We start from the raw sequence: 25,757 nt of genomic DNA on the forward strand, positions 1-25,757 counted from the left end.
GGATCGCCAGGTCCTCGGCAATCCGGGCATCCCAAAATGATCTGGGTGAAGCCAACATGAAAACGGTCACGGCCCTGTTCAGATGCCTGTTCGCTGCCAGCCTGTGCGCGGCGGCGAGCACCTGCGCCCACGCTGCGTCCCCTCCCGGCATCGACTGCGCCAAGACCAGGGTCTCCGTCGAAAAGCTTATCTGTCGCGATCCACAACTGACGCAGATGGACATCGAACTGACGCGTCTTTATCGCCTGGCGCTCACCGATGAACGTTCAGTTCCGCCCCCGGACAAAGTCATCATCGACCAGCAGTTCTGGATCGATGCCCGCAATGGGTGTGCCTCGGGACCGGAGCAAAAGATGTGCATCATCCGCAGTTATGCCGAGCGTGCGCACCAGCTTCGCCAAGGCTCGGCCATCGTGCGAACCAAGGATCCAGACCGACTCACCGAAGGCCCCCTGGCGTTTCGTTGTGCAGGCTTTAACACGCTGATTACCGCCACTTTCTTCAGTGCGCAGCCGGGTGTCGTGTACCTGAAATGGGCCAACACTGCGATCACCCTGAGCCAGGTGCCGAGCGATTCGGGCACTCGATACACCGGCAAGGATTACCAGGGCAATTACAGCTTTTGGCAAGACGGCAACGCGGTGCTTTTCCAGAAGCCAGGCTCACGGGAAATGAGCTGTACGGTCGAACCGGTCAGTTGATGGCTTTGGCGCAAAACCACCCACCGTCTCAGTGCCCGCGAATGTAATGCTCCAATTGCCGAATCAGATCGGCCTGTTCGACGATGGCTTCCTTGACCAGATCGCCAATCGACAGCAGGCCAATCAGTTCACCGTCTTCCACCACCGGCAAATGACGCAGATGACTGTCGGTCATGACGGCCATGCAGCGCTCGATGCTTTGCTGACTCGGCGCAGTCACTACCGGCGAGCTCATGATGTCGCGCACTGGCGTCCCTACTGAAGAGCGCCCCTGCAGCACGACTTTGCGGGCATAGTCACGCTCGCTGATCACCCCGACCACCTGGCCTTTGTCGATGACGGGAAGTGCCCCGACATTCTTTTCGGCCATCAGCTTCAGGGCCTCCAGCACCATTTCATCGGGTGCGATGCTATGCACCTGACGGTTCTGCACGACCTTGAGTTTGAGCAACTGTGCGGCTGTTTTCATACGTGGCTCCGATTCGATTGCGTGATGCAGTTAATGGCCTTCAAACCGCCCCGACCTCCACCCTCCCCCCGTTCAACCGCACCGGCCAGACCCGCAAACGCTGTTGCGGGTACTCCAGGCAACTGCCGTCCTCGAGCCGGAAATGCTGTTTGTAGATCGGCGACGCCACCACCAGGTCGCCCTTGATGCTGCCGATCAACCCGCGACCGATGACATTCGCCCCGGATTGCGGGTCATGGTTATCAATGGCGTAGAGGGTCTGCCCCTCGGCTCCGGGCAGGTAGAACAGCGCCACTTGTGCGCCGTCGAGCCAGACGACCACGCCGGAGTTACTGACCAGGTCCTGTTGGTCGCAGACGGTTTGCCAGGCGCCGGTGTTTTCCAGGGGCGCAATGCGTCGGGTAGTGGGCTGGCTCATCAGGCAATCTCCTCGGTGACAGGGATAAGGTTGAGTTCGGCGGCCATGATCGGACGCCGCTGACCGCGCTCCTGGACAAAGTGAATGTCCGGGTCCGGGCGTTTGTCGTTGACGAAGGTACGGAAACGCTTGAGTTTTTCCGGGTCTTTGAGGGCGTTGGCCCACTCGCATTCATAGCGGTCGACCACCAATTGCATCTGCGATTCGAGCTCTTCACCCAGGCCGAGGCTGTCGTTAATGATCACCTCCTTGAGGAAGTCGAGGCCGCCTTCCAGGCTTTCACGCCATACCGAGGTGCGCTGCAATTTGTCGGCGGTGCGGATGTAGAACATCAGGAAACGGTCGATGTAGCGGATCAGGGTTTCATCGTCGAGGTCGGTGGCAAACAGTTCGGCGTGACGCGGTCGCATGCCGCCGTTGCCGGCGATGTACAGGTTCCAGCCTTTCTCGGTGGCGATCACGCCCACGTCTTTGCTCTGGGCTTCGGCGCACTCACGGGTGCAACCGGACACCGCGAACTTAAGCTTGTGCGGCGAACGCAGGCCCTTGTAGCGGTCCTCGATGAGCAGGGCCATTTTCACGCTGTCCTGTACGCCATACCGGCACCAGGTGCTGCCGACGCAGGACTTCACCGTGCGGGTCGATTTGCCGTAGGCGTGCCCCGTTTCGAAACCGGCTTCGATCAGCTCCGCCCAAATGTCCGGCAACTCGTGCAACTGCGCGCCGAACAAATCAATACGCTGGCCGCCGGTGATTTTGGTGTAGAGGTCGTATTTCTTCGCCACCACGCCGATGGCGATCAGTTTGTCGGCGGTGATTTCGCCACCTGGGATGCGCGGCACCACCGAATAGGTGCCGTTTTTCTGCATGTTGGCCATGAACGTGTCGTTGGTGTCCTGCAGCGGCACCAGTGAGGCGTCCATGATCGGCTGGTTCCAGCACGATGCGAGGATCGAGCCCACCGCCGGTTTGCACACGTCGCAACCGGTGTGGCCACGGCCATGTTTGGCCAGCAGTTCTTCGAAGGTGATCACCCCTTCTACCCGTACCAATGCGTAAAGCTCCTGACGGGTATAGGCAAAGTGTTCGCACAGGCTTTTGTCGACGCTGACGCCGCGGGCAATCAGCTCATGTTCGAAAACCTGCTTGAGCAACCCGGCACAACCGCCGCAGCCGGTGCAGGCCTTGGTTTGCGACTTGAGCAGGCCGAGGTCGGTGCAGCCACCGTCGATGGCCGAGCAAATGGATCCCTTGGTGACGTTGTGGCACGAGCACACCGTGGCCGATTCGGGCAACGCGCCCGGGCCCAGGGTCGGCGCGCCTTCGGACGAGGGCAGAATCAGGCTGGCGGGTTCCGCGGGCAAGGCAATCGAGTTCTGCATGTATTGCAGCAGCGTGTCGTAATAGCTGTTGTCGCCGACCAGCACCGCACCCAGTACGTGCTTGCCTGTCGCATCCACCACCAATCGGCGGTAGCTGACGGTGGTTTCGTCGATGAATTGATAACTGCGCGAGCCCGGCGTGCTGCCATGCGCATCGCCGATGGAGCCGACGTCAACGCCCAACAACTTGAGCTTGGTCGACATGTCCGCGCCCATGAACGGCTCGGCGACTTCGTTGCACAGCCGTGCAGCCACGCCGCGCGCCATCTGGTAGCCCGGGGCGACCAGGCCAAAAATGCTGCCATTCCACGCGGCACACTCGCCGATGGCATAAATGTTCGGATCGCTGCTCAGGCATTGGTCGTCAACCACCACGCCGCCGCGCGGGCCGACTTCCAGCGAGCACTGGCGGGCCAAGGTATCTTGGGCGCGGATCCCGGCGGAAAACACAATCAGGTCGGCCTCCAGAAATTCGTCATTGGCGAAATTCATCCGATAGCGATATTCCTCGCCTGGGCTGATCGATTGAGTGCCTCGCGACAGGTGCACGCCGACGCCGAGGCGTTCGATCTGGGCCTTGAGTGCACGACCGCCCTGCTCGTCCAGCTGCACCGGCATCAGGCGCGGCGCGAATTCCACCACGTGAGCTTCCAGGCCCAGGCTTTTCAGGGCATTGGCGGCTTCCAGTCCGAGCAAGCCACCACCGACCACCACGCCACGTCGGGCATTGGACGCAGCGGCGCGGATTGCATCAAGGTCTTCAAGGGTGCGGTACACCAGGCGCGAATCGCCCTCGGCGCCTTCGATCGGCGGCACAAACGGGTAGGACCCGGTGGCCAGTACCAATTTGTCGTAGGCGACGCAGCCTTGCGCGGTGATCACCTGGCAGCGGGCGCGGTCGATTTCCAGGACCGGCACACCCAAGTGCAAGGTGACGCCCGGGGTCTGGTACAACGAGGCTTCACCCAAGGCGAGCGACTCGGCATCACGTCCGGTGAAGTATTCGGAAAGGTGCACGCGGTCGTAGGCGCGCATCGGCTCCTCGCTGAAAACGTGCAGCCGATAGTGATCAAGGGCACCGCGCTCGATCAGCTGTTCGACACAATGATGTCCGACCATGCCGTTACCGATCACGATCAGCGTTTGCAGCTTGTTCAACGCGGCGACATTGGAATTCATAAGAAGTACCCGACTAAGCCCATCACGGTTCAAAAAGCAAAAAAAAACGCCTGAAACCTTGCGGTTCCAGGCGTCTTTGCCTGTTCTTTTGCGGTGTTGAAACCAGACGTCTATGCCTGACCCACCGATGTTGCCCACGAATCGATCGTCGTTGACCGAGGGGGCTGCCCACTCGACTGCGTTCACGGTGGGCCTGATCGATGTAATGCAGCGATTGTGCCAAGCGCTGAATGTCAGTGTTTTACGGCACCTTCCGGGACTTTAAGGAGATCAACGTGGCGGTTTCTGCCTTGGCTTAGTGCATGCCACCGCACGAAAGCTTTATTAAAGTGCATTTGCACGCTTGGCTTATAGATACCAGCGATACTCCCGCGCACTGATCTCCTGCATGAACGCCAGATGATCCTGGCGCTTGTTCTCGCAATACACGTCTACGAACTCCGCTCCCAGCCCTTCGCGCAGCTGCGGTTGATGCTGCATGGCGCGCACCGCTTCGAGCATCTCCAGCGGGAAGTCGACCCCACTGTTGCGGTCTTCATTGAGCGGCGGGATCGGTTCGTTGCCTGCTTCCAGGCCCTGTTCGAGTCCCACCAGAATCGCCGCCAGCACCAGGTACGGGTTGGCATCGGCACCGGCCAGGCGATATTCGATGCGCAGGTTTTTCGCATCCGACTCCGGAATGCGCAGGCACGCATCACGATCCTCAAAGCCCCAGCTCGCCCGGGTAGCGATGTTGGTGGTGCCGCCCAAACGGCGAAAGGCGTTCTGGTTCGGCGCGAAGATCGGCATGCAATGCGGCAGTAATTCCAGGCAGCCGGCCACGGCATGACGCAACGATTGCTGCTGATTCGCGGCGAGGAGGTTATTGCCGGCGGCGTCATACAGGCTGACGTGCACATGCATGCCGCTGCCCGGGTGCTGCAAGTAAGGTTTGGCCATGAAGCTGGCGCGGTAACCGTGTTTCAGGGCCACGCCACGGGTGCTGCGACAGAACAAGGCCGCCCAGTCCGCCGCTCGCAAGCCATCATCAAGATGCCCGAAATTGATCTCGAACTGGCCCGGGCCAAGCTCGGCGGTGATCACTGTGGTATCGATGCCTTGGGCCCGCGAGGCTTCGACCATCTCATCCAGCACCGGCGCAAAACGTGACAGGCGCTCGATGTGCATGTTCGGCTGATCGTCGGTATCGTCGGTCAGATCATCCCGGGGGAATTGCGGCAGTCCGTCGCGCAGCTTTTTATCGAACAGATAGAACTCCAGCTCGAACGCCACCACCGGATGGATGCCTTTGCCGGCGAGCCTGTCCAACACCTGCGCCAGGACCTGGCGCGGCTCGAACACAATCGGCTTCTCGGTGCCGTCCGAGGTGATCAGCATTTGCCCCAGCGGTTGTGCTTCCCAGCTGACCGGCTTGAGTGTGCCGGGCACCAGGCGGCGCAGCGCATCCGGGTCACCGTCGTTAAAGCAGTAGTCGCCAATCTTGAACAAACCGCCTTGCACACCGAGCAGCACACAGTTTTGCGGCAGTTTCAGCGCGCTGCCGGACGCGACCTTTTCCAGCATCTCCACGGGATAGCGCTTGCCGTAGAAGTGCCCCGGAATGTCCAGGGAAATCAGGTCGACATAACGTACATCAGGGTAGCGTTGGCGAAAGGCGTGCACCTCGGCCAGCAGATCAGCGTCCATCATGGTTGGTCCTATTGTGGTGATCAGGTGTAGACCCAGAGCACTCGCGTGAGGTGCTCGGTGAGGTTGCCGTAGCGGCAACGGGTATGGCTGTCGAACTGAAAGCTGTCGCCGGCCTGCAAGGTGACGGCGTCGTCATCACCCAACCACAGCGTCAACTCGCCTTCGAGCACGTAGCCGCCCTGCTCCGAGCTGTCGCTCAAGTGCCGTTCGCCACTGCTGGCGCCGGCTTCGAGGTGACTTTCGAGCATGGAAAACGAAGCCCGCATCTTCGGCGACACCAGAATGTCGGTGATGCCGTTGGCGTAGTACAACGTGCGGCGTTCATCCGGCCGGGTGACCCACGGCAGTTCCTTGGGTTTGGGCAGGCTATAGAAATAGGTGGTCGGCACGCCCAGGGTTTCGCTGATCGCCGTCAGGTCGGCCACGGTGGGTCGTGACAGGCCGCGTTCGACCTGCGAGAGAAAGCCGACGGAACGACCGATCTGATCAGCCAGATCCTTCAAGGTGTACTTCTTATGCTTGCGCAGATCGTGAATCAGGATCGCCAGCGCGGCGATTTCTTCTTGCTTGTTCATGCCTGGAATTCCGCCAAGTGATTCATCAAATGCTGTCGCGCAGTCGATACCACGCCTTGCCGATAGCTTCCAGCGGCGCCGCCAGGTATTTACCGCCGGGGAAGCTGGGGTTACTCAAGCCCTGATACAACGCCAGTTCATCACTCTGGCCGAGAATCGCGTCGGACACGGCGCGGGCAGCGGCCAGCGTGGGCAGCACGCCATGCCCGGAATACCCCTGAAGCCAGTAGCGATCACCCTTGCGACCGATGTCTGGGGTGCGTTTGAGCGTCAGGTCAATGTGCCCGCCCCAGGCGAACTCCAGCTTCACGCCTTTGAGCTGCGGGAAAACCCGTTCCAGAAACGGCCGGGTTGCGCCGGCAATGTCCCTGGGCATCCCACCCAGATACGTGCATCCACCGCCGAACAGCAAGCGGTTGTCCGGCGTGCGACGGAAATAGTCGAGAACGAACTGGTTGTCGGTGACACAGACATTGCTCGGCAACAGCGCCGTGGCCTGCTCGGCCGTCAGGGGCGCGGTGGCGACTTGATAAGTGCCCACCGGCAACACGCAACTGGCCAGCTGCGGGTCGAGCTCGTCGAGATAGGCATTGCAGGCCAGCACCAGCACATCCGCGCGAATCGATCCGCGTTCGGTGTTTACCAGGAATTGACCGCCCTCCTCTCGATAACTCAGCGCCTTGCTTTGTTCATGGATACGGCCGCCCGCACGCTCGATGGCGGCGGCCAGGCCGAGGGCCAGTTTCAGTGGATTCAGGTGCGCGCCTTCAGGGTCATAAAGCCCGGCCTGATAGCGCTCGCTGGCCACCCATTCCGGCAACTGTTCACGGCGGATGAACTGCAAGCCATCGTGGCCCCATTTGTGGCTGGCTTCGTGCTGCCACTCCGTCAGCAGACCAACCCGACGGGGCATCACCGATGTCCACAAATGGCCAGCGCGGTAATCACAGTCGAAACCATGGCGAGCCGGCAACTCACGCAGCTCTTGCGCAGCCCAGCGCATGCCGTCCCACAACCGCCGCGCACGCTCGTAGCCCAACGCTGCTTCCAGAGGCGGCATGTCACACGACCAGCCGAGAATGGCCTGCCCGCCATTGCGCCCCGACGCGGCCCATGCCACGCAGCTGGCTTCCAGCAGCGTCACCCGCTTACCAGCCAAAGCCAGGCGCAACGCAGTATGCAGGCCGCTGAAACCGGCACCGATGATGACGATTTCGGTGGTTTGCTCACCGGCAAGCGCCGGTCGGGTGGTCAGGCGATCAGCGCAACTGTGGGCGTAATAGCTGGCGACATGCTGCGTGGACTGCTGAAACATACAAGCCTCATGAAATTATATTTTTATAATTTCATGAAAAACTACAGCATAAATTTCATACAGGCAACTCAGGTGTGCGGCGATTTATGCCACGGGTAGCCTTGCGCGCTGAGTTGAAAGGCGTAATCGAACAGACGCTTCATGTACTCGCCATCGAATTTCTGATTGCGCGGGCAGATAAAATCCGCGCCGATGTACGCCAGATTGAAGTCTGCGCCGTCCTGCTGGGCGATCCGGTAAATGTGATTGAGGTCGCTGATCCCCTGGGTCTGGATCAAGGTGCTGATGGCTCGCCCGCCGATGCTCAAGGTCCGGCGCTTGGTACCGGACCACTGCGGTTCCAGTTTGCCATTGCGAATGACATAGAAATGCCGGGCCCGGCGGATGCGCGCGCCGGCCACGCTGTTCAACGCCATCACGGTGCCCGGCGGGTAAAGGAACACCTGTGTCAGGACGCCTCCGTCCACGTGCATTTCCTGAAACTGTTGGCCGTCGACCTCCACATCGATCATGACCGGTGAAACGGCACCGGGAATGCTCATCGACGCGATCATGATGTTGCGAAACAGGTGCAGCGCGCCCGGTGCTCCGCTGGAAGCAATCGCGCCCATGTTCCAGGTGACGGGCCGCCCGGCATCGAGGTCGGTGGTGCCGATCATCAGCAGTCGTCCCTTGGCGTATTGCGCAGCGATGGCCGCTAACACGTCGGCGGTGATGTACTTGGCAATGAGGCGCGCCAGGGGCTTGCTGTCCGCAATGCCGTCGCTGGCCAGGCGGGTCAGCACACTTCGCGCATGGAACACATCTTTCGGACCGATTGCGCTGCAGATCCCCAGGATGACCGGGTCATACTCAGGCCCCAGGTATGCGAACGGTGCGACCAGGGCGCCTGCGCTGATGCCGGTGACGACTTTGAAAGGCGGTCGGCTCCCATGCAAGCTCCAGCCGGCGATGATGCCCGCCGCGAAGGTGCCGGCGTCGCCGCCCCCCGAAATGGCCAGGTAGTAAGCCAGTGGCAGCGCATCGGTCGGCAACTCTGTGTCGGCGAGCGCCTCGACCTCGCGATCGTTGGCCAGGCTCGCATCCACAATGAACGCCGTCAGGTCCCGGTCCAGCCAGTAGCGCGCATTCGGGATGCCCGGAATGACTGCTTGTTCCGTCAGGTCTTGCGGCACTGCATCACGGCGTTGCAGGCACCCTTCACGCAACATATTCATTGTTGAGGCGCTGGGCCTGGGCAGAAATGGTTTCACGACGCCTCCTCCGGTCCCTGCCATCGACAGAGCGCACTCGACTGACTCGGTGAAAACTGGCCTCCGCCATCATGCGCGCACCCTAAAACCCATGACTACTTTTCAGTCAGGCGGCGGTCTCCTGAAGACCAACAATTTGCCGGTGGCTCGCTGCACCACCTTGTCATTTTGATTGAGGGTCTCCATGAACATCGTCACTACGCCCCGGTCGGGTTTGGAGCTGGACGGGTCGATGGCCTGCACGGTGCATTGCAGGCGCAACAGGTCATCGGGGTAAGTCGGTGTCGGCCAGCTCAGCTCGATGCCCAACCCGATGATGCCGTCCGCCAACGGCACGCTGTCCACCAGCAGCTTCATGGTCAGGGCGGCGGTGTTCCAGCCGCTGGCGGCCAGGCCGCGGAACAGGCTCAACTCGGCAGCTTCAGGGTCGAGATGAAACGGTTGCGGGTCGTACTCCTGGGCGAAGGCCAGCATCGACGCTCGATGGACCCGCACGCTGTCGCTTTCGAACTGCTGACCCAGGCTCAGGTCATCGAGGTAGAGTTTTTCCCAGGCATGTACGGTCATGATTGTTCCCTGCGCAGCGCATCAGGAATAGCCGATTTCGCTGAGATCGATGGCTACCAGCAAGGCATCCATGTCAGCCAGGCCGTCCTTCCCGCGTCGGTAGGCACGACGCTTGCCGGGCATGCGCAGCCCGTCAGCCTCGATGTAGTCAGACACATATTGGGTGGCAGGCATACCACCACTGACATCCACGTTGTAGTCGTGTCGCCGCAGCAGGAAGTCTTCACCGAAGTAGAAATCCTGTGCGGCGCAGTGCGTGGCGATGCTTTCGGGAAAGTGCACCCGCAAACGGCGCCAGCGCTCGGTTGCTTCTTGCCAGGGTTCGATTTCCTCGGTCACCACACCCGGCCACTTGAACAAAAAAGGCATGGTCAGGTAGGACCAGAGCGCATACCCGTTGAAGTACGCGCGATGCAGTGGATCCCACGGGGTGTTTTCGGTGTGGTCGCCAAAGGATTGCCGGGGCGCCTGGCGCTCGGCGATCACCTGCCCGTCGGTGGTTTCGATGGCGATTCGATCGGGTGAATAGGCTGTCCGTTTATCCGGGCCACCGAAGGGGGTTACCGAGGCTTTCTGTTCATGCAGCCAAACGGTCATCTGGCGAGGGGCGCTGTCTTGGGTCAGCCCTTTCGCGGCCCAGAGCGAGCCGCCGGTCACCAGGGTGGCGCGCACAGTGTTGAAGCTGTTCCAGCGGTCCAGACCGCCATGGGCGATCAGCACCTGATCCAGCAGTGGATGATCCTGCGCATTCACAGTGGCGGCCCTCCTGTTTCCGATGGTCGATCCTGCACCCACTGCCAGAATAATTGATAGCCGACGGCAAGGACCACTGGCCCGATGAACAGCCCGATGATGCCACTGGTGACCATGCCGCCCAACGCACCAATCAACACCACCGGCATCGGCACGTCGACACCGCGCCCCAGCAACAAGGGCTTGAGGACGTTGTCCACCAGGCCGGCAATGAACACATAGATGGCGAAAATAATGGTCGCGGTGCTGGCGCCTTCGGTTGCAAAGACGAAGGCAATCACCGGTAGCGTAATCAGCGTCACCGGCAATTGCATGATGCCGAGCAGCAGCACCGCCAAGGCCAGCAGACCGGCACCGGGGATGCCCTTGAAGACAAAGCCGAGGCCCACCAGCAGCATCTGGATGAACGCGATGCCGACCACGCCCAACGCCACCGCACGGATGGTGGCGGTGCACAGTTCAGCGATTTTCGGGCCCCGTGCCGGACCGCTGACTCTGGAGGCAATCTGGACCGCGGCGCGACTGCCGCCTTCGCCATGGGCCATGAAAATCCCGGCAATGATCAAGGCGAAGATGAACGTCAGGAAACCCATGCCGACACCCGCGAGTTTACCCAACAGGCCCAGGCTGACATGTTTGATTTGCGGTACGTATTTGGCGGTCAGCTCGGGAAGATTGGTGGAGGCTTGAAACCACAGATCAGAGAGTGGCCGGCCCACCAACGGCCAACTGGCAACTGACTCGGCCGGCGGTGGAATGTGAAAACCGCCGCCCTTGACGACTTCCATCGCCCGTTCGACCGAATCGGCAATCGAGGTGCCCAGCAGGTAGATCGGCACCATCAGGATGACGATGGCGATCAGAATGATCAGCGTCGCGACGTGCCCGGGTTTGTGGCTCCCCCTGAGTCGCTCTTGCAGCGGATAGAGGGTGATCGCCAGGATCAGCGACCACAACATCAAGTCGCGGAACGGGCTGAATATCTGGAAACAGAAAAGTACCAGCACCGCGATCAACCCGGCACGAATCATTACATCGAGCAGGGTGCGGCTCAGCGTTTTCTCGGTAAAGGGTGTGGGCTCCACGGGTGGCTCCTTGCAGATCACTGCAACGGTAGCGGATCGGTTAGCCCAGCATAGACGCTCAATACACGGCGTGAGGCCTCAACGCAATTTCAGTGGATCGACCAGTCCGGCGGCAATGGCCATGCCCACCAGGTCCGGCAGGTTGCTGGCCTGCATGCGCTTCATCACGCGTGAGCGATACAGGTCGACGGTTTTTGCGCTGACGCCCAGTTGCTCGGCGATTTCCCGAGTGGTGTAACCCTGCACCAGCGGCAGCAAGACATCGCGCTCGCGGGGGGTCAGTGTCAGCAAACGGGCTTGCAAGGCGTCATGGCCCTGATTACCCGAACGGTTGGCCGCGCAGTTGCTCAGCGCCTGTTGCACGCTGTCCAGCAACAACTGCTCGTTATAAGGTTTTTCGATGAAGTCATGGGCGCCTGCCTTGAACGCGCGCACCACGATGGGCACATCGGCGTGGCCGCTGACGAAGATGATCGGCAGGTTCAACTCCCGAGCGCGCATTTCTTCCTGCACGTTCAACCCGCCCATGCCGGGCATGCGCACATCCAGCAGCACGCAGGCGTCGAGCGTGGCATCACAGGCGCTGAGAAACTCCACGCCACTGGTAAAGGGCAAGGCCTTGAGCCCGACCGATTCCAACAGCCAGACCGTTGAATCGAGCATGCCCTGGTCATCGTCGACCACATACACCACGTGCTCAGTCACACCTGCCATTGCGTTATTCCTGTTGTTGTTTTGTTGGGCCGGCAAGCGGCAAGCGGCAACCCATCAGCAGCCCGACCGGTTGGCGCCGAGCCTGCAATTCACCGCCGAAACCTTCGATGATGCTGCGGCTCATGGACAAGCCAAGGCCCAGGCCATCGGCCTTGCTGGTATAGAACGGGGTAAATATCTGCTCCAGTTCGGGCTCACTGACGCCCGGCCCCTGGTCTTGCACACGGATTTCCACGGTGGCACCACCGCCCTGCTCCGCCGTCATCACGATCAGCGAGGGCTGCCCCGGATGTTGTTCGCGATTGGCGTCGATGGCATTGCGCAACAGATTGAGCAGCACTTGCTCCAGCAACACCCGGTCGGCATAAACGGGCGGCAGATTATCCGGCAGTCGATCCTCGATTGTCACTTGGCAATTGCTCGCTTCCCAGGCACACAAACGCACGGCCTCACGGGCGACGTCGGTAAAATTCAGGGCCTGCATGCGCCGCTGCCCCTTGCGCAGAAACGCCCGTAAGCGCTTGATCACTTCCGAGGCATGGGTGGCGTGATGGGTGATGCGTTGCAGTCCTTTCGCCACGCGTTCGGCGGCCTCGGGGTTGGTGTCGAGCGTCTGTAAATAGCGTTGGCTGGCATTGGCGTAATTGACCACGGCGGCCAGTGGCTGGTTGATTTCGTGGGCAATGCCCGAGGCCAGCTCGCCCAGGGTCACCAACCGTGCGGTGTGGGCCAATTCGTCTTGATGGCGGCGCTGTTGCACCTCGCGCAATTCACGCTCGGTCATGTCCCGCGCCACCAAAGAGTAGTAGCGCTCGCCGCCGGCCGAACGGTGCGCCAGCAGCACCAGCGACACCGGCACCGACGTGCCGCCACCGGGCGGTTGCAACCGTGCATCGGTGCTCCACACGCCGTCGCGTTCGGCGCTGCTCCAGCCGTCACGTTGCAGGCGCGTCAGGTCAGCGCTGGCAAACAGCTGCGCCAGGGCCGGCATCGGTTGTTGCTCGTCGATATCGAGGATGCGCCGTGCCGCCGGGTTGAGGTAAGTGACTTGCCCGTCAGGGTCGATGAACAACACCGGATCGGTGTTGGCCTCGACCACTTCCGCCAGGCGCCGCTTGTTCTCTTCGGCCTGTACCCGGGCGGTGATGTCCCGGGACACACTGACCACCTCGACCACCGCGCCGGTGTAGGTTTCACGGATCGCCCGGCTGGCGGTTTCGAACCACAGGTAATGCCCGGCGCGATGGCGAATGCGGTACGTCATGGTGTGATAACCGTCCTGCTCCAGCGCGTCCCGCGCACGCTGCACCAGGTTGGCGAGGTCCTGGCCGTGAAACAGGCCCTGGGCCATTTGCCCGCGCAACTCTTCGGGCCAGTAGCCAAGCAATGTCCAGGATGCCGGCGAGGCATCGAGAAAACGCCCGTCCGGGGTGTGCCGGGAAATCAGGTCGGTGGTGTTCTCGATGATCAGCCGGTACAACCGGCGGGCCGTGGCGGCTTCGCGTTCGGCCAATACTTGTACCGTGGCGTCGCGGCAACGGGCGAGCACGCGGTTGTCCTGGGGATCGGGGATAAACGTCCAGATCAGAATCTGCGCCTCGAACTGGGCCTCGACCCCTTCGATGGCACGTTGCTGGTCGAGGCAGGCACGCACCAACACCCGATGATTGACCGGCAAAAAGCCCAGCACCTCGGTCAGCGGCTTTTCCGCGAGCAGGGCCAGCAGCGCCGCATTGAACTCCAGCGGTCGGCCCTGCGCATCGAGCAACAGACTCGGTTGTGGGTCGTGCCCCAACAGCGGCGACCCCCGCAGCATGCCGTTGACGCTGCTGAGCAAGGTGGTCAACAAATCCTGCACCCAACCCAGCCAGTCCAGACTCACGCCGTCGCAGACTTCCACCAGCAACAGGCCTGACTGCCCCGCCTGCAAGGCCAGATCAAACACTTGGCCATGGCTGATGGCTGCGCGGCGTAATCGGCCCGACAGCCAGCAATCGAGTTGCCGCACCTGGGCCAGGTCCAGGCGCCCGGTCTCGCCCAGCCGATCAAACAGCAGCTGATCGCTGGCCAGCGATGGATCGCCAAGGCCCGGCGGGAAATGCTGGGCGGCGCCTTCGTGGCTGTAAATTCGCGCGCTGGGTTGCCAGCTCAGGTAAACCGCCCGCCGCACCTCGGGACATTCCTGCAGCGCACGGCACAACGCATCCGCCCGAGCGGCCAGGGACACGCCCTCGCGCTGCAGGCGCAACCAGCTGTGCAATCGAACGGGAGTCAGGGTCATCACAGGTCCGCATTGTCGGGGGAGCCAAGAATATACCGGCGCTAGAGGTATCGCCGCATTCATTTGGAGGCAGAAGAATCAAATATAGTACATATACTATACTGCGTAGGTTGTACTTCCATATCCGTGGCAGATTGTTATATAAAGCACACCGGACATAAAGGATGACCTCAGCGGCTACGCTGAACAGGCCCATCCATAGAGCTAACAATCAGCCACCGAGTACCCGTCATGTCGATCTATGAACAAGGGCTAGGCCCTTCGGCTGTCAATCACATTGCTTTGTCGCCGCTCAGCTTCATCGAACGCACTGCCAGCGTTTACCCCCACTACCCCGCCGTGATCCACGGTTCGATCCGTCGTACCTGGGCGCAGACCTACACCCGTTGCCGGCGTCTGGCCTCGGCGCTGGCCGGTCGTGGCATCGGCAAGAACGATACGGTGGCGGTGATGCTGCCCAACATTCCCGAGATGCTTGAAGTGCATTTTGGCGTGCCGATGATCGGCGCCGTGCTCAACCCGCTCAACGTGCGCCTGGATGCCGAAGCCATTGCCTTCATGCTGCAGCATGGTGAAGCCAAGGTGCTGATCACCGACCGTGAATTCCATGACGTGATTCACGCGGCCATCGGCATGCTCGATCACCCGCCGCTGGTCATCGACGTCAATGACCCGGAATACGGCGAAGGCAAGGCCGTCAGCGACCTGGATTATGAAGCGCTGCTGGCCGAAGGCGATCCGGATTACGCCTGGCAATGGCCGGACAACGAGTGGCAAGCCATCTCGCTGAACTACACCTCCGGCACCACCGGCAACCCGAAAGGTGTGGTCTACCACCATCGCGGCGCGTACCTGAACTCGCTGGGCAACCAGATGACCTGGGCCATGGGCAACCATCCGGTCTACCTCTGGACCCTGCCGATGTTTCACTGCAACGGTTGGTGCTACCCGTGGATCATCACCGCCATGGCCGGTGTGCATGTGTTCCTGCGCCGGGTCGATCCGCAGAAAATCCTCACGCTGATTCGCGAGCATCAAATCACGCACCTGTGTGCTGCGCCTATCGTGCTCAATGCATTGGTCAACATGCCGGAATCGGCGAAAGCGGCCATCGACCACCCGGTCAACGCCATGGTTGCCGGTGCTGCACCGCCCGCCAAAGTGATCGGCGCCGTGGAAGAAATGGGCATCAAGGTCACGCACGTCTATGGCCTGACCGAAACCTACGGTCCGGTGACGCTCTGCGCCTGGCATGCCGAATGGGATGAGTTACCGCTGGACGAACGGGCACAGATCAAATCCCGTCAGGGCGTGCGCTACCCGACGCTTGAAGGTGTGATGGTCGGCGACTCAAAGACGCTGGAACCTACCCCACGGGACGGTCAGACCATCGGTGAGATCTTCATGCGCGGCAACACCGTGATGAAGGGCTACCTGAAAAACCCGACCGCCACCGCCGAAGCATTCGAAGGCGGCTGGTTCCACACCGGTGACCTGGCGGTGTGTCATCCCAATGGTTATGTCGAGATCAAGGACCGACTCAAGGACATCATCATTTCCGGCGGCGAGAACATTTCCACCATCGAACTGGAAGGCGTGCTGTATCGCCATCCGGGCGTGATGGAAGCAGCCGTGGTTGCCCGTCCCGATGAAAAATGGGGAGAAACGCCGTGTGCGTTCATCACCTTGAAGGCCGACCACCAGGACGTTCGCGAGGCCGACATCATCAGTTTCTGCCGCGAGCATCTGGCGGGCTTCAAAGTCCCGCGCACGGTGATCTTCACCCTGTTGCCGAAAACGTCCACCGGCAAAATCCAGAAGTACGTCCTGCGCGACAGGGCTAAAGCGCTTTAACCCGAACCGACGTTTTACCTACCCGGCGGCAGGTGTTTCATCTGCCGCTTCGGGCTCGTGCAGGCCGAATTCGGCCCTGCCCTGCCCCCAGACACATAACAAAAACAATGTGGAGCCACCCATGATCGACATCCATTCAACCGATACCCAACGTTGTGAACGCATTCGGACCAATCCGAAATTCCTTCAATTGGTGAGCAGCCGTTCGCGCCTGGCCTGGTCGCTGAGTGCCGCCGTGCTGGGCACTTACTACGGATTCATGCTGGTGGTGGCGTTTGCCCCGCAATGGCTGCATGCGCCAGTCGCCGAGCATCGGATGTTGACCCTGGGCATGCCGGTGGGTGCGGCGATCATCATTTTTTCCTGGCTGCTGACCGGTTGGTACGTCTACCGCGCCAACACGCGTTTCGATGCACTGGGCGCCGCCATTCTCGAGGAGAGCAAGTGATGAACCTGCTGCGTAAGCTCATCCTCGCCGCTGCCGGCCTGTTGCCGGCCTCCATCGTCCTCGCCGCCCCGACAATGGGCGCAGTGGAAAAACAACCGCTGAACCTGCATGCGATCGGCATGTTCTTTGTCTTCGTGCTGGGCACCCTGGCGATTACCTGGTGGGCCGCACGGCAAACCAAATCCACGTCGGACTTCTACACCGCTGGCGGTGGCATTACCGGGTTCCAGAACGGCCTGGCAATTGCCGGTGACTACATGTCCGCCGCCACGCTGCTGGGGCTGTCCAGCCTGGTGTTTGCCAAGGGCTACGATGGCTTCATCTACACCATCGGCTTCTTTGTCGGCTGGCCGATCATCACCTTCCTGATGGCCGAGCGCCTGCGCAACCTGGGCCGCTACACCTTCGCCGACATCGTTTCCTATCGCCTCGACCAGAACAAGGTGCGGATCTTCGCCGCGTTCGGTTCGCTGACAGTGGTGTGCTGCTACCTGATCGTGCAGATGGTCGGGGCCGGTCAGTTGATCAAGTTGCTGTTCGGTCTCGACTACCCGGTTGCGGTGGTGATCGTCGGTGCATTGATGCTGGTCTACGTGATCTTCGGCGGCATGATTGCCACCACCTGGGTGCAAATCATCAAGGCTGTGCTGCTGCTCGCCGGCGGAACCACCCTGGCGGTGATGGCCATGTCGCAGTTTGGTTTCAGCTACGAAACCCTGGCCGACAAAGCCGTCCAGGCCCATGCCAGCGGCTGGAACATCATGGGGCCAGGCTCGATGCTCGCCGACCCGATCAACACCGCGTCGATGTCGTTGGGGCTGGTGTTCGGGATTGCCGGTCTGCCGCACATCCTGATGCGTTTCTTCACCGTGCCGAACGCCAAGGAAGCACGCAAGTCGGTGTTCTACGCGACAGGCTTTATCGGTTTCTTCTTCCTGGTGGTCTGCACCCTGGGCTTTGCCGCGATGGTCATCATCGGCACCGACCCGCAGTACTACGTCAACGGTGAAGTCGGCGGCGCCCTGATCGGCGGCGGCAACATGGTTGCCATGCACCTTGCCAAAGCAGTGGGCGGCAACCTGTTCTTCGGTTTCCTCTCGGCCGTGGCCTTCGCCACCATTCTGGCGGTGGTCTCCGGACTGGCCCTGGCCGGTGCCTCGGCGATTTCCCATGACCTCTACGCCACGGTGTTCAAGAAAGGCAAGGCCAGCCAGAAACAGGAAATGCGCGTGACGCGCATGGCGACGGTAGGCCTGGGCATCATCGCGATTCTGTTGGGCATTCTGTTCGAGAAGATGAACGTCGCGTTTCTGGTAGGCCTGACCTTCGGCATTGCCGCGTCGACCAACTTCCCGGTGCTGATCATGGCCATGTACTGGAAAGGCCTGACCACCAAAGGCGCGATCCTCGGCGGTTTTGCCGGCCTGATCTGCGCACTGGTGCTGGTGATCCTGTCGCCAGCGGTCTGGGTCACCGTGCTCGGTCACGCTCACGCGATCTTCCCCTACGACCACCCGGCGCTGTTCTCCATGCCGCTGGCGTTCTTCGTGATCGTCGTGGTGTCGAAACTCGACCGCAGCGTGCGCGCCGACAAGGAGCGTGACGCCTACGCCGACCAGTTCGTTCGCGCCCAGACCGGCCTCGGCGCCGCCAGCGCTTCCGCTCATTGATTGAAAGGGCACGGTCTACCGTAACGGCGCCGTGCCCACCGCACACCTTTTGAGGTTCACGTTATGCCCGAATTCAACGCCCCGCTGCGCGACATGCGCTTTGTGCTGCACGAAGTGTTCGATGCCCCGGCCCTGTGGGCGCGCTTGCCGGCCCTGGCCGACACGGTCGACGCCGCCACCGCTGACGCCATTCTTGAGGAAGCGGCGAAAGTCACTTCGCACCTGATTGCGCCGTTGAATCGCAGCGGCGACGAAGAAGGCGCCCAGTGGCTCGATGGCCAGGTCAGCACGCCGATCGGCTTCAAACAGGCTTATGCCACCTTCATCGAAGGCGGCTGGGTGGGGCTTTCCGGTAATGCCGATTTTGGCGGCATGGGCATGCCGAAGATGCTTGCTGTGCAGTTCGAAGAAATGCTCTACGGCGCCAACTCAAGCTTCGCCCTGTATTCGGCCTTGAGTTCCGGGGCCTGCCTGGCGCTGGATGCCCACGCCAGCGAGACCCTGAAAAACCTGTATTTGCCACCGATGTACGAAGGCCGCTGGGCCGGTTCCATGTGCTTGACCGAAGCGCATGCCGGCACTGATCTGGGGATCATCCGCACCCGCGCCGAACCCCGGGCCGACGGCAGTTTCAGCATCACCGGCAGCAAGATCTTCATCACCGGTGGCGATCAGGACCTGACGGAAAACATCATCCATCTGGTGCTGGCCAAACTGCCGGACGCGCCAGCCGGACCGAAAGGGATCTCGCTGTTCGTCGTGCCCAAGGTGCTGGTCAATGCCGACGGTTCCCTTGGCGACGCCAATGCCGTGAGCTGCGGTTCGATCGAACACAAGATGGGCATCAAGGCTTCCGCCACCTGCGTGATGAACTTCGACGGCGCCAGCGGTTGGCTGGTCGGCGAAGCCAACAAAGGCCTGGCGGCGATGTTCACCATGATGAACTACGAGCGCCTGTCCATCGGCATTCAGGGCATCGGCTGTGCGCAAGCGTCCTATCAGAGCGCCGTGGCTTACGCCCGTGAACGTGTACAGAGCCGCGCACCGACCGGCGCGATGGCCCCGGACAAAGTGGCTGATCCGATCATCGTCCACCCCGATGTGCGCCGCATGTTGCTGAGCATGAAAGCCATGACCGAAGGTGGTCGCGCGTTTGCCAGTTACGTCGGTCAACAACTGGACCTGGCGAAGTTCTCCGATGACGCCCAGGAGCGCGACAGCGCACAAACCCTGGTCGCGCTGCTGACACCAGTGGCCAAGGCGTTCTTCACCGACACGGGTCTGGAAAGCTGCATCAACGGCCAGCAAGTGTTCGGCGGCCATGGCTACATCCGCGAATGGGGCCAGGAACAGTTGGTCCGTGACGTGCGCATCGCGCAGATCTACGAAGGCACCAACGGCATTCAGGCGCTGGACCTGCTCGGCCGCAAAGTGTTGGCCGACAGCGGCTTCGCGCTGCGTCAGTTCACCGGGGAGATCCGTCGTTTCGCCCATCAGCCTGACGCGCCCTACTCCGTGCAACTGTTCGATGCCGTGCAGCGTCTGGAAAACCTGAGCGACTGGCTGCAAGACCAGGCCGCCACCAATCGCAACGAAATCGGCGCGGCTTCGGTCGAGTATTTGCACCTGTTCGGTTACGTCGCCTACGCCTGGCTCTGGGCGCGCATGGCCCAGGTTGCGAAGAATAAACTCAGCGAGGACCCCAAGTTCTATGGCGCGAAGATCGCCACCGCCGATTTCTACATCCGTCGCCTGCTTCCGCGCACATTGAGCCTGGAGCATTCCATTCTCGCCGGCAGCGCCTCGTTGTACGGCCTGAGCGCCGAACAGTTCTAACGATTGAACCGACGCGGCGCCACGCTCCTCTCGATTCGGCGTCCGCGTTTTTTTATTGATAAGCCCTCGTCCACCCGGCGAGGGCCGCGGGACCTGTCTTTCCATAATAAAAACAAAGGGGCTTCACCATGGACCGCAACACCCGCATCCTCGCTACCCGACTATTGCTGGCCGGCGGCGTCATCAGCCTCTCGGCCCCCGCCGCGGCTGACTTTGTCAAAGACAGCAAGGCCAGCCTTGAGCTGCGCAACTTCTATTTCAATCGGGATTATCGCCAGGACAACGCCGCCCAATCCAAACAAGAGGAATGGGCCCAGGGTTTCCTGCTGCGCTATGAGTCGGGCTTCACCGACGGTTTGGTCGGTGTCGGTTTCGATGCCATCGGCCTGGTCGGCGTCAAGCTTGATTCGAGTCCTGATCGCGCCGGTTCCGGCCTGCTCAAACGCCATCGCGACACGAGCAAAGGCGCTCAGGACGAGTACGGCGAACTGGGATTGACCGCCAAACTGCGCGCCTCCAAAAGCACCCTGAAACTCGGCACGCTGCTGCCGAAATTGCCGACGGTGCTGGCCAACGATTCACGGCTGTTGCCACAAACCTTCAAGGGCGGTCAATTGAACTCGCTGGAGATTGAAGGCTTGACCGTGGATGCCGGGCGGCTAACCCAGGTCAATCAGCGTGACTCCTCGGACTACGAGGACATGGGCATCACCCGGACCGGCGCCAAAGGCATCACCACGCGGCACCTCGACAGCGACAGCTTTGATTTCGCCAGCCTGAACTACAAATGGACCAGCAACCTCGCCACCGGCTACAGCTACGGCCACCTCGACAATTTCTACAGCCAGCACCTGGTGAACCTGACCTACGTGATGCCGGTAACGACGGGGCAATCGTTCAAGACAGACCTGCGCTTTGCCCGCTCCACGGATGATGGCGGCAGCAATGTCGACAACAATGCGATTGGCGCCATGTTCACCTACAGCCTCGGCGGTCACGCGTTTGGCCTGGGTTATCAAGGCATGAGCGGCGACACCGGTTTTGCCTACATCAACGGCACCGACGCGTTTCTGGTGAACTTCGTGCAGATCGGTGACTTCGCCAGCAAGGACGAAAAATCCTGGCAGGCGCGTTACGACTACAACTTCGCGGCCATGGGCGTGCCGGGCCTGACCTTCATGACCCGCTATATCACTGGCGACAATATCGACCTGGGCGGCAACCGTCCCGAAGGCAAGGAATGGGAGCGTGATACCGACATTGGTTATGTCGTGCAGAGCGGTCCGCTGAAGAATGTCGGGGTGAAATGGCGTAATGCGACGGTGCGTTCAACTAACTTCGGCAGCGATCTGGATGAGAATCGCTTGATTGTCAGCTACACCCTGCCGATCTGGTAACGAATCAGACTTCACAAGGGGGGACTCGCTTGGCGGCGCAGTTCCCCTTTTTGTTGTGGATTTTCGCTGAGATGGCGAGCCTCTTCGCGAGCAGGCTCGCCCCCACAAGGGGAACGCGGTCAACGGTAGGAGCGAGCCTGCTCGCGAAGGCGGCCTCAAAGGCGCCAAACATGAGAGTAGGTTAAGATGCCTGCAAACCAGGCCCGCCGCGAGACGCCCCGCATGACTGATACCACCCCCCGCCTGATCAAGAAATACCCCAATCGCCGACTCTACGACACCCACACCAGCAGTCATTTGACGCTGGCGGATGTGCGCCAACTGGTCGTCGATAAAGTTGCGTTTAAGGTGGTCGATGCCAAGAGCGGCGAAGACCTGACGCGCAGTATCCTGCTGCAAGTGATTCTGGAAGCCGAAAGCGGCGGCGAGCCGATCTTCACCAGCGAGATGCTGATGGGGATTATCCAGTTCTACGGTCCGTACCAGGGTGTGCTCGGCAGCTACCTGGATAAAAGCATCCAGACCGTCATCGACATCCAGTCCCAGACCGGCGCGCAGTCATCCGAAGCCTGGAGCGACTTCATGCATCAACAGGCCCCGGTCATGCAGGACCTGATGCGCCAGTATGTCGACCAGTCCAAGGCCTTGTACCTCAATACCCAGAACCTGTTCGGCATGTTTGGCGCCAAGCCCGGCACCGATAACGGGCCGAAAAAAAATGGCGATGGGGAATAAACCCATCGCCATCGTTTGTGCCGCTGGCCTGAAATGACTTACTTGTTACCGCTGGTGGCCTTGGCGCTCGCTTCTGGTGCTGCTTTGGTGGCAGCGGCAGTGGCGGCGTCAAAATTGCTCTGAGCCACATCGGAAGCCTGTTTCACGGCTTTCTGTGCACTTTCAAACACGGTACTGGCATTGGCAAGGCCCGACTTGAATGCAGCCACGACAGGCTCGGAGCCGGCCGGTGCATTCTTGCTGATCGATTCAACAAACTCATTGACCTGCTGGGTGCCCGCCTCGACCTGACTCGACGTCAGTTTGGCGATGTCCGACTGCGTGCCCACGATCAGCGCTTGAACCTGACGATTGAACTCGGCCAGACGTTCGGCCTGCGCGCTCGGCTGGGTAAACGATGCCTGCAAATCGGCAAAACCTTGTGGATCACGCACGGCCAGCAGCTTGCGCACGCCTTCGAAGTGCTCTTCGGTGGAGTCGCGCAGTGCCTTGAACTGCAACTGGCTCAGCTGTTCAACGCTGGCGAAGACTTTGCCGCTGATCTGCTGCAAAAGATCGAGGTTGGCTTTCTGAGCGGTTTGCAGTTTTTCCGAATTGAAAAAAGACATGCTTTATCTCCTGGTTCTGGAAGGCCCGGATGGGCCTGAGGACGCGATAGCGATCCTGCCAGACATCGCGTTAGCCTTGATATTGCAGTGCACAAAACTATTTGGCAACGGCTATTTTGTGCGGCGCACAATAAAGTTCGCTTCCTTGACCGTTATTCCCTATACACTCGTGAAAATCGAACGACCGGCTTGATTGCTATTAGTCAGGGCAACGTTCCCACGCATGGCGTCAGGAGTTCACGATGGGTCAGGAAGAAAATATTGCGCTGCAAGATAAAGGGCTTTCGACTGCGTCCGGTGTGTTCGAGCACCTGAACCATCTGCAGCGCCTCAATACCCGCAACGTTATTGACGCCGTGCAACAGCGCCAAGCCAAAACCTACGCACCTTCAAGTCTTGAACAACTCAAGCAGCCGACCGCCGCTGACTGGCAGGAATACTTCACCGACCTTGGCCAACGCAGCGTGCTGTTCTGGGACACCTTGCGTCAGCGCGGCGACAACACCCTGGCCCACGAACGCGCCGGGTATCCGCTGCTGCTCAAGTTCAACCATGAAACCCTGATTGCCGGTGAAGACCTGCCGCGCCCGGTCAACTACTCGCTGCTGCAGATCATCGCGGGCCCCGGGCAACAGCTCGACAGCAAAAAGCAGCCGGTGATCATCATTGACCCGCGCGGCGGCCACGGTTCAGGGATTGGCGGTTTCAAACAGGATTCGGTCATCGGCGAAAGCCTGCGCGCCGGTCACCCGACCTATTTCATCTCGTTCAGCCATTCGCCACGCCCGGGGCAAACCCTGGCGGACATTGTTTTAGCCCAGGCGCGGTTTATCGAAGAGGTCAGCGCGCGACACCCCGCCAGCACCAAACCCGTGGTGATCGGCAACTGCCAGGCCGGCTGGGCGTTGATGGGCCTGGCGGCGACCCGTCCGGAACTGCCGGGACTGATCATCGTCAATGGCGCGCCGTTGTCCTACTGGGCGGGCGTTAATGGCCGCAATCCGATGCGCTACACCGGCGGTTTGCTGGGCGGCGGCTGGATGGCACGCCTGGGCAGCGACCTGGGCAATGACCGTTTCGACGGCACTTGGCTGGTGAGCAATTTCGAAAGCCTCGACCCGGCCAACACCTGGTGGGGCAAGTACTACCACCTGTTCAGCGAAGTCGACAGCGAGGCTCCGCGCTTCCTCGATTTCGAACGCTGGTGGGGCAGCCCGACCCTGCTCAATGGCGAAGAGATCGAGATGATTGTCGATGACCTGTTCATCGGCAACCAACTGTCCGGCGGCCTCGGGCGCAAGAGCAGCGGGCTCGACCTCAAACGCATCGAAGTGCCGGTGGTGGTGTTCTGTTCCTATGGCGACAACATCACCTCGCCGCAGCAAGCACTGGACTGGATCACCGACGTCTACCCCAGCGATCTCGCCCTGCAAAATGCCGGTCGCACCATCGTTTACCTGCGGCACGCGAGCATTGGCCATCTGGGCATCTTTGTTTCCGGCGAAGTCGCGCGGCGTGAGCACCGGGAGTTGTTGGGCGCCGTCGACGCGATCAACGAACTGCCGGGCGGGCTCTATGAAATGCTCATCGAGGACCTGCCGGAACATTCGCCAACGCCCTACGCCGTGCGTTTCGAGCGACGACGTATCGCCGACATCCACGGTGACGCGCAGGCGCCCCGTGACGATGATCGCGAATTTGCGCTGGTCGAGCGTGCCTCTGATTTCAACAACACCCTTTACGACGGGTTTGTAAGGCCGTGGTTGCGCCAGTTGATCAACGAGCCGACCGCCGAGCTGATGCGCAAGGCCCACCCGTTTCACCAGCAACAGGTGATGTGGAACAGTTTGAACCCGGCGCTCTGGTGGTTGGCAGGCAGTGCCTCCCAGGTGAGCAAGAACCGTCAGCCGGCAAACCCGTCCAATCCGTTGCTGGCCTGGCAGGCATTGTTTTCCAACCAGATACAGGATGCCTTGAACGGCTATCGGGACCTGCGTGATGCCGCTCAGGAAATGAGCTTTTACGGCGTGTATGGCGTGCTCAACAGCCTTACCGGCAACGTACCGGCTCGCAATCTCCAGGCGCATGCCGAGCAGCACGATAAAGTCCTGATCGACCGCCTTCAGGACGCCCTGCCCCTCGGCGGCTTGATGGAAGCCTTGATCCGGATCCTGTTCCTGCTGGGCCGCGACAGCGACGAACCGGGCAAGCAAAGCGTCGAGAAACTCATCCTGCAATTGCAGGTGCTGCTGCAGGACTACAGCGCCGAGCCGCTGGACTTGCGCGAAACCCTGCGCCTGCAAAAACTGCTGGTCGCCACCCATCCGCAGGAAAGCCTGCAAAGTCTGCCCCTGATGCTGGCCGAGGTCGAAGAACGCCAGCAAGTGCTGGCCGCCGTCGCCAACATGCTGCCGGAACTGCTGACCAGCGGCGCAGACAATCCGTTCTGGTGTGAGCTGCACACGCTGCTCGACGTGCCACTGCCGGGGTTCAACCTGACTCAACCTCCGGGCGCAGCCGATGTTGTCGAGGAGGAAACCCCGACGAAAACCCCGGAGCCGATCAAGCCGAAAACCGCGGTCGTCGCACCAGAGCCCGCCAAACAAAGCGCCCCCGTGGTCGTCGCTGAGCCAATTGCCCCGGGAACGCTGACAAAAACGCGCAAACCCGCGAAGGGCAAAAAAGCCGCGAAGAAACCTCCTGCTCCCTGATGAGCCACTTGTGGGAGCGAGCCTATGTGTGTGGCGAGGGAGCTTGCTCCCGCTCGGCTGCGAAGCAGTCGCATGGCTTTTGGGGCCGCTTCGCGACCCAGCGGGAGCAAGCTCCCT

Annotated in this window: 21 protein-coding genes; 8 read left to right on the plus strand and 13 right to left on the minus strand. The window is 60.9% G+C overall.

Features of this window, described 5'->3' with window-relative positions; translation table 11 throughout:
* The first annotated feature begins 56 nt into the window (after window positions 1-56).
* The gene (locus QMX98_RS07170) at window positions 57-701 is read left to right on the plus strand and encodes an MliC family protein (protein WP_282410491.1); all 645 of its coding nucleotides are present in this window, start codon (window positions 57-59) and stop codon (window positions 699-701) included.
* 28 nt (window positions 702-729) lie between these two features.
* Here QMX98_RS07170 and QMX98_RS07175 read toward each other — a convergent pair whose 3' ends face one another.
* From QMX98_RS07175 to QMX98_RS07230, 12 genes are all read right to left on the minus strand, one after another.
* A complete protein-coding gene (locus QMX98_RS07175) occupies window positions 730-1,170 on the minus strand; it encodes a CBS domain-containing protein (protein WP_010460288.1) in 441 nt (146 codons plus the stop codon).
* A gap of 40 nt (window positions 1,171-1,210) precedes the next feature.
* A complete protein-coding gene (gene nirD / locus QMX98_RS07180) occupies window positions 1,211-1,588 on the minus strand; it encodes a nitrite reductase small subunit NirD (protein ID WP_077748465.1) in 378 nt (125 codons plus the stop codon).
* Window positions 1,588-4,149, minus strand: coding sequence for a nitrite reductase large subunit NirB (gene nirB / locus QMX98_RS07185; protein WP_282410492.1), 2,562 nt, complete (start codon window positions 4,147-4,149; stop codon window positions 1,588-1,590). The genes nirD and nirB overlap by 1 nt, the downstream gene beginning before the upstream one ends.
* 348 nt (window positions 4,150-4,497) lie before the next feature.
* Window positions 4,498-5,835 carry a glutamine synthetase family protein gene (locus tag QMX98_RS07190; protein WP_282410497.1) on the minus strand — a complete coding sequence of 446 codons (1,338 nt, stop codon included), beginning with the start codon at window positions 5,833-5,835 and terminating at the stop codon, window positions 4,498-4,500.
* 23 nt (window positions 5,836-5,858) lie between these two features.
* Complete coding sequence (locus QMX98_RS07195; RefSeq protein WP_010460296.1) at window positions 5,859-6,413, minus strand: cupin domain-containing protein; 555 nt, start codon at window positions 6,411-6,413, stop codon at window positions 5,859-5,861.
* 25 nt (window positions 6,414-6,438) lie between these two features.
* A complete protein-coding gene (locus QMX98_RS07200; protein ID WP_077748468.1) occupies window positions 6,439-7,728 on the minus strand; it encodes an FAD-binding oxidoreductase in 1,290 nt (429 codons plus the stop codon).
* 68 nt (window positions 7,729-7,796) lie between these two features.
* Window positions 7,797-8,981: a patatin-like phospholipase family protein gene (locus QMX98_RS07205; RefSeq protein WP_042932066.1), complete on the minus strand. Its 1,185-nt coding sequence runs from the start codon at window positions 8,979-8,981 to the stop codon at window positions 7,797-7,799.
* A gap of 102 nt (window positions 8,982-9,083) precedes the next feature.
* Window positions 9,084-9,548 carry a MaoC family dehydratase gene (locus QMX98_RS07210; RefSeq protein WP_010460302.1) on the minus strand — a complete coding sequence of 155 codons (465 nt, stop codon included), beginning with the start codon at window positions 9,546-9,548 and terminating at the stop codon, window positions 9,084-9,086.
* 21 nt (window positions 9,549-9,569) lie between these two features.
* Window positions 9,570-10,301, minus strand: a complete 732-nt coding sequence (locus QMX98_RS07215) for a hypothetical protein (RefSeq protein ID WP_083376751.1) — start codon at window positions 10,299-10,301, stop codon at window positions 9,570-9,572.
* On the minus strand, window positions 10,298-11,386 hold the full coding sequence (locus QMX98_RS07220) for an AI-2E family transporter (RefSeq protein WP_077748470.1): 1,089 nt from the start codon (window positions 11,384-11,386) through the stop codon (window positions 10,298-10,300). The genes QMX98_RS07215 and QMX98_RS07220 overlap by 4 nt, the downstream gene beginning before the upstream one ends.
* 78 nt (window positions 11,387-11,464) lie before the next feature.
* Window positions 11,465-12,100: a response regulator transcription factor gene (locus QMX98_RS07225; protein WP_010460308.1), complete on the minus strand. Its 636-nt coding sequence runs from the start codon at window positions 12,098-12,100 to the stop codon at window positions 11,465-11,467.
* Window positions 12,101-12,104: 4 nt separating this feature from the next.
* Window positions 12,105-14,381 (minus strand): PAS domain S-box protein, encoded by a 2,277-nt coding sequence (locus tag QMX98_RS07230; protein WP_083376748.1) that lies wholly within the window; start codon window positions 14,379-14,381, stop codon window positions 12,105-12,107.
* Window positions 14,382-14,612: 231 nt separating this feature from the next.
* On the opposite strand from QMX98_RS07230, the gene QMX98_RS07235 reads away from it, so the two are divergent.
* The 6 genes from QMX98_RS07235 to phaR all read left to right on the plus strand — a co-directional run bounded on the left by QMX98_RS07235 (window position 14,613) and on the right by phaR (window position 22,321).
* The gene (locus QMX98_RS07235; protein WP_010460312.1) at window positions 14,613-16,235 is read left to right on the plus strand and encodes an acyl-CoA synthetase; all 1,623 of its coding nucleotides are present in this window, start codon (window positions 14,613-14,615) and stop codon (window positions 16,233-16,235) included.
* A 121-nt stretch (window positions 16,236-16,356) separates the two neighbouring features.
* Window positions 16,357-16,683, plus strand: coding sequence for a DUF485 domain-containing protein (locus QMX98_RS07240; protein WP_010460314.1), 327 nt, complete (start codon window positions 16,357-16,359; stop codon window positions 16,681-16,683).
* The gene (locus QMX98_RS07245) at window positions 16,683-18,353 is read left to right on the plus strand and encodes a cation acetate symporter (protein WP_010460315.1); all 1,671 of its coding nucleotides are present in this window, start codon (window positions 16,683-16,685) and stop codon (window positions 18,351-18,353) included. Before QMX98_RS07240 ends, QMX98_RS07245 begins: the two co-directional genes overlap by 1 nt.
* 63 nt (window positions 18,354-18,416) lie before the next feature.
* On the plus strand, window positions 18,417-20,189 hold the full coding sequence (locus QMX98_RS07250; RefSeq protein WP_282410493.1) for an acyl-CoA dehydrogenase C-terminal domain-containing protein: 1,773 nt from the start codon (window positions 18,417-18,419) through the stop codon (window positions 20,187-20,189).
* Between the two features lie 128 nt (window positions 20,190-20,317).
* Window positions 20,318-21,586, plus strand: a complete 1,269-nt coding sequence (locus QMX98_RS07255; RefSeq protein ID WP_010460319.1) for an OprD family porin — start codon at window positions 20,318-20,320, stop codon at window positions 21,584-21,586.
* Window positions 21,587-21,772: 186 nt separating this feature from the next.
* Window positions 21,773-22,321, plus strand: coding sequence for a polyhydroxyalkanoate synthesis repressor PhaR (gene phaR / locus QMX98_RS07260; RefSeq protein WP_144443475.1), 549 nt, complete (start codon window positions 21,773-21,775; stop codon window positions 22,319-22,321).
* Window positions 22,322-22,359: 38 nt separating this feature from the next.
* On the opposite strand, the gene phaP is transcribed toward phaR, so the two are convergent.
* Window positions 22,360-22,929 carry a TIGR01841 family phasin gene (gene phaP, locus QMX98_RS07265; RefSeq protein WP_077748474.1) on the minus strand — a complete coding sequence of 190 codons (570 nt, stop codon included), beginning with the start codon at window positions 22,927-22,929 and terminating at the stop codon, window positions 22,360-22,362.
* A gap of 242 nt (window positions 22,930-23,171) precedes the next feature.
* Here phaP and QMX98_RS07270 point away from each other — a divergent pair, with 242 nt between their 5' ends.
* Window positions 23,172-25,640 carry a DUF3141 domain-containing protein gene (locus QMX98_RS07270; RefSeq protein WP_282410494.1) on the plus strand — a complete coding sequence of 823 codons (2,469 nt, stop codon included), beginning with the start codon at window positions 23,172-23,174 and terminating at the stop codon, window positions 25,638-25,640.
* The last annotated feature ends 117 nt before the right edge of the window (window positions 25,641-25,757 follow it).

Origin of the sequence: Pseudomonas sp. PS02303, assembly GCF_029959925.1 — a bacterium.
In the GTDB taxonomy this organism is placed as follows: domain Bacteria; phylum Pseudomonadota; class Gammaproteobacteria; order Pseudomonadales; family Pseudomonadaceae; genus Aquipseudomonas; species Aquipseudomonas mandelii.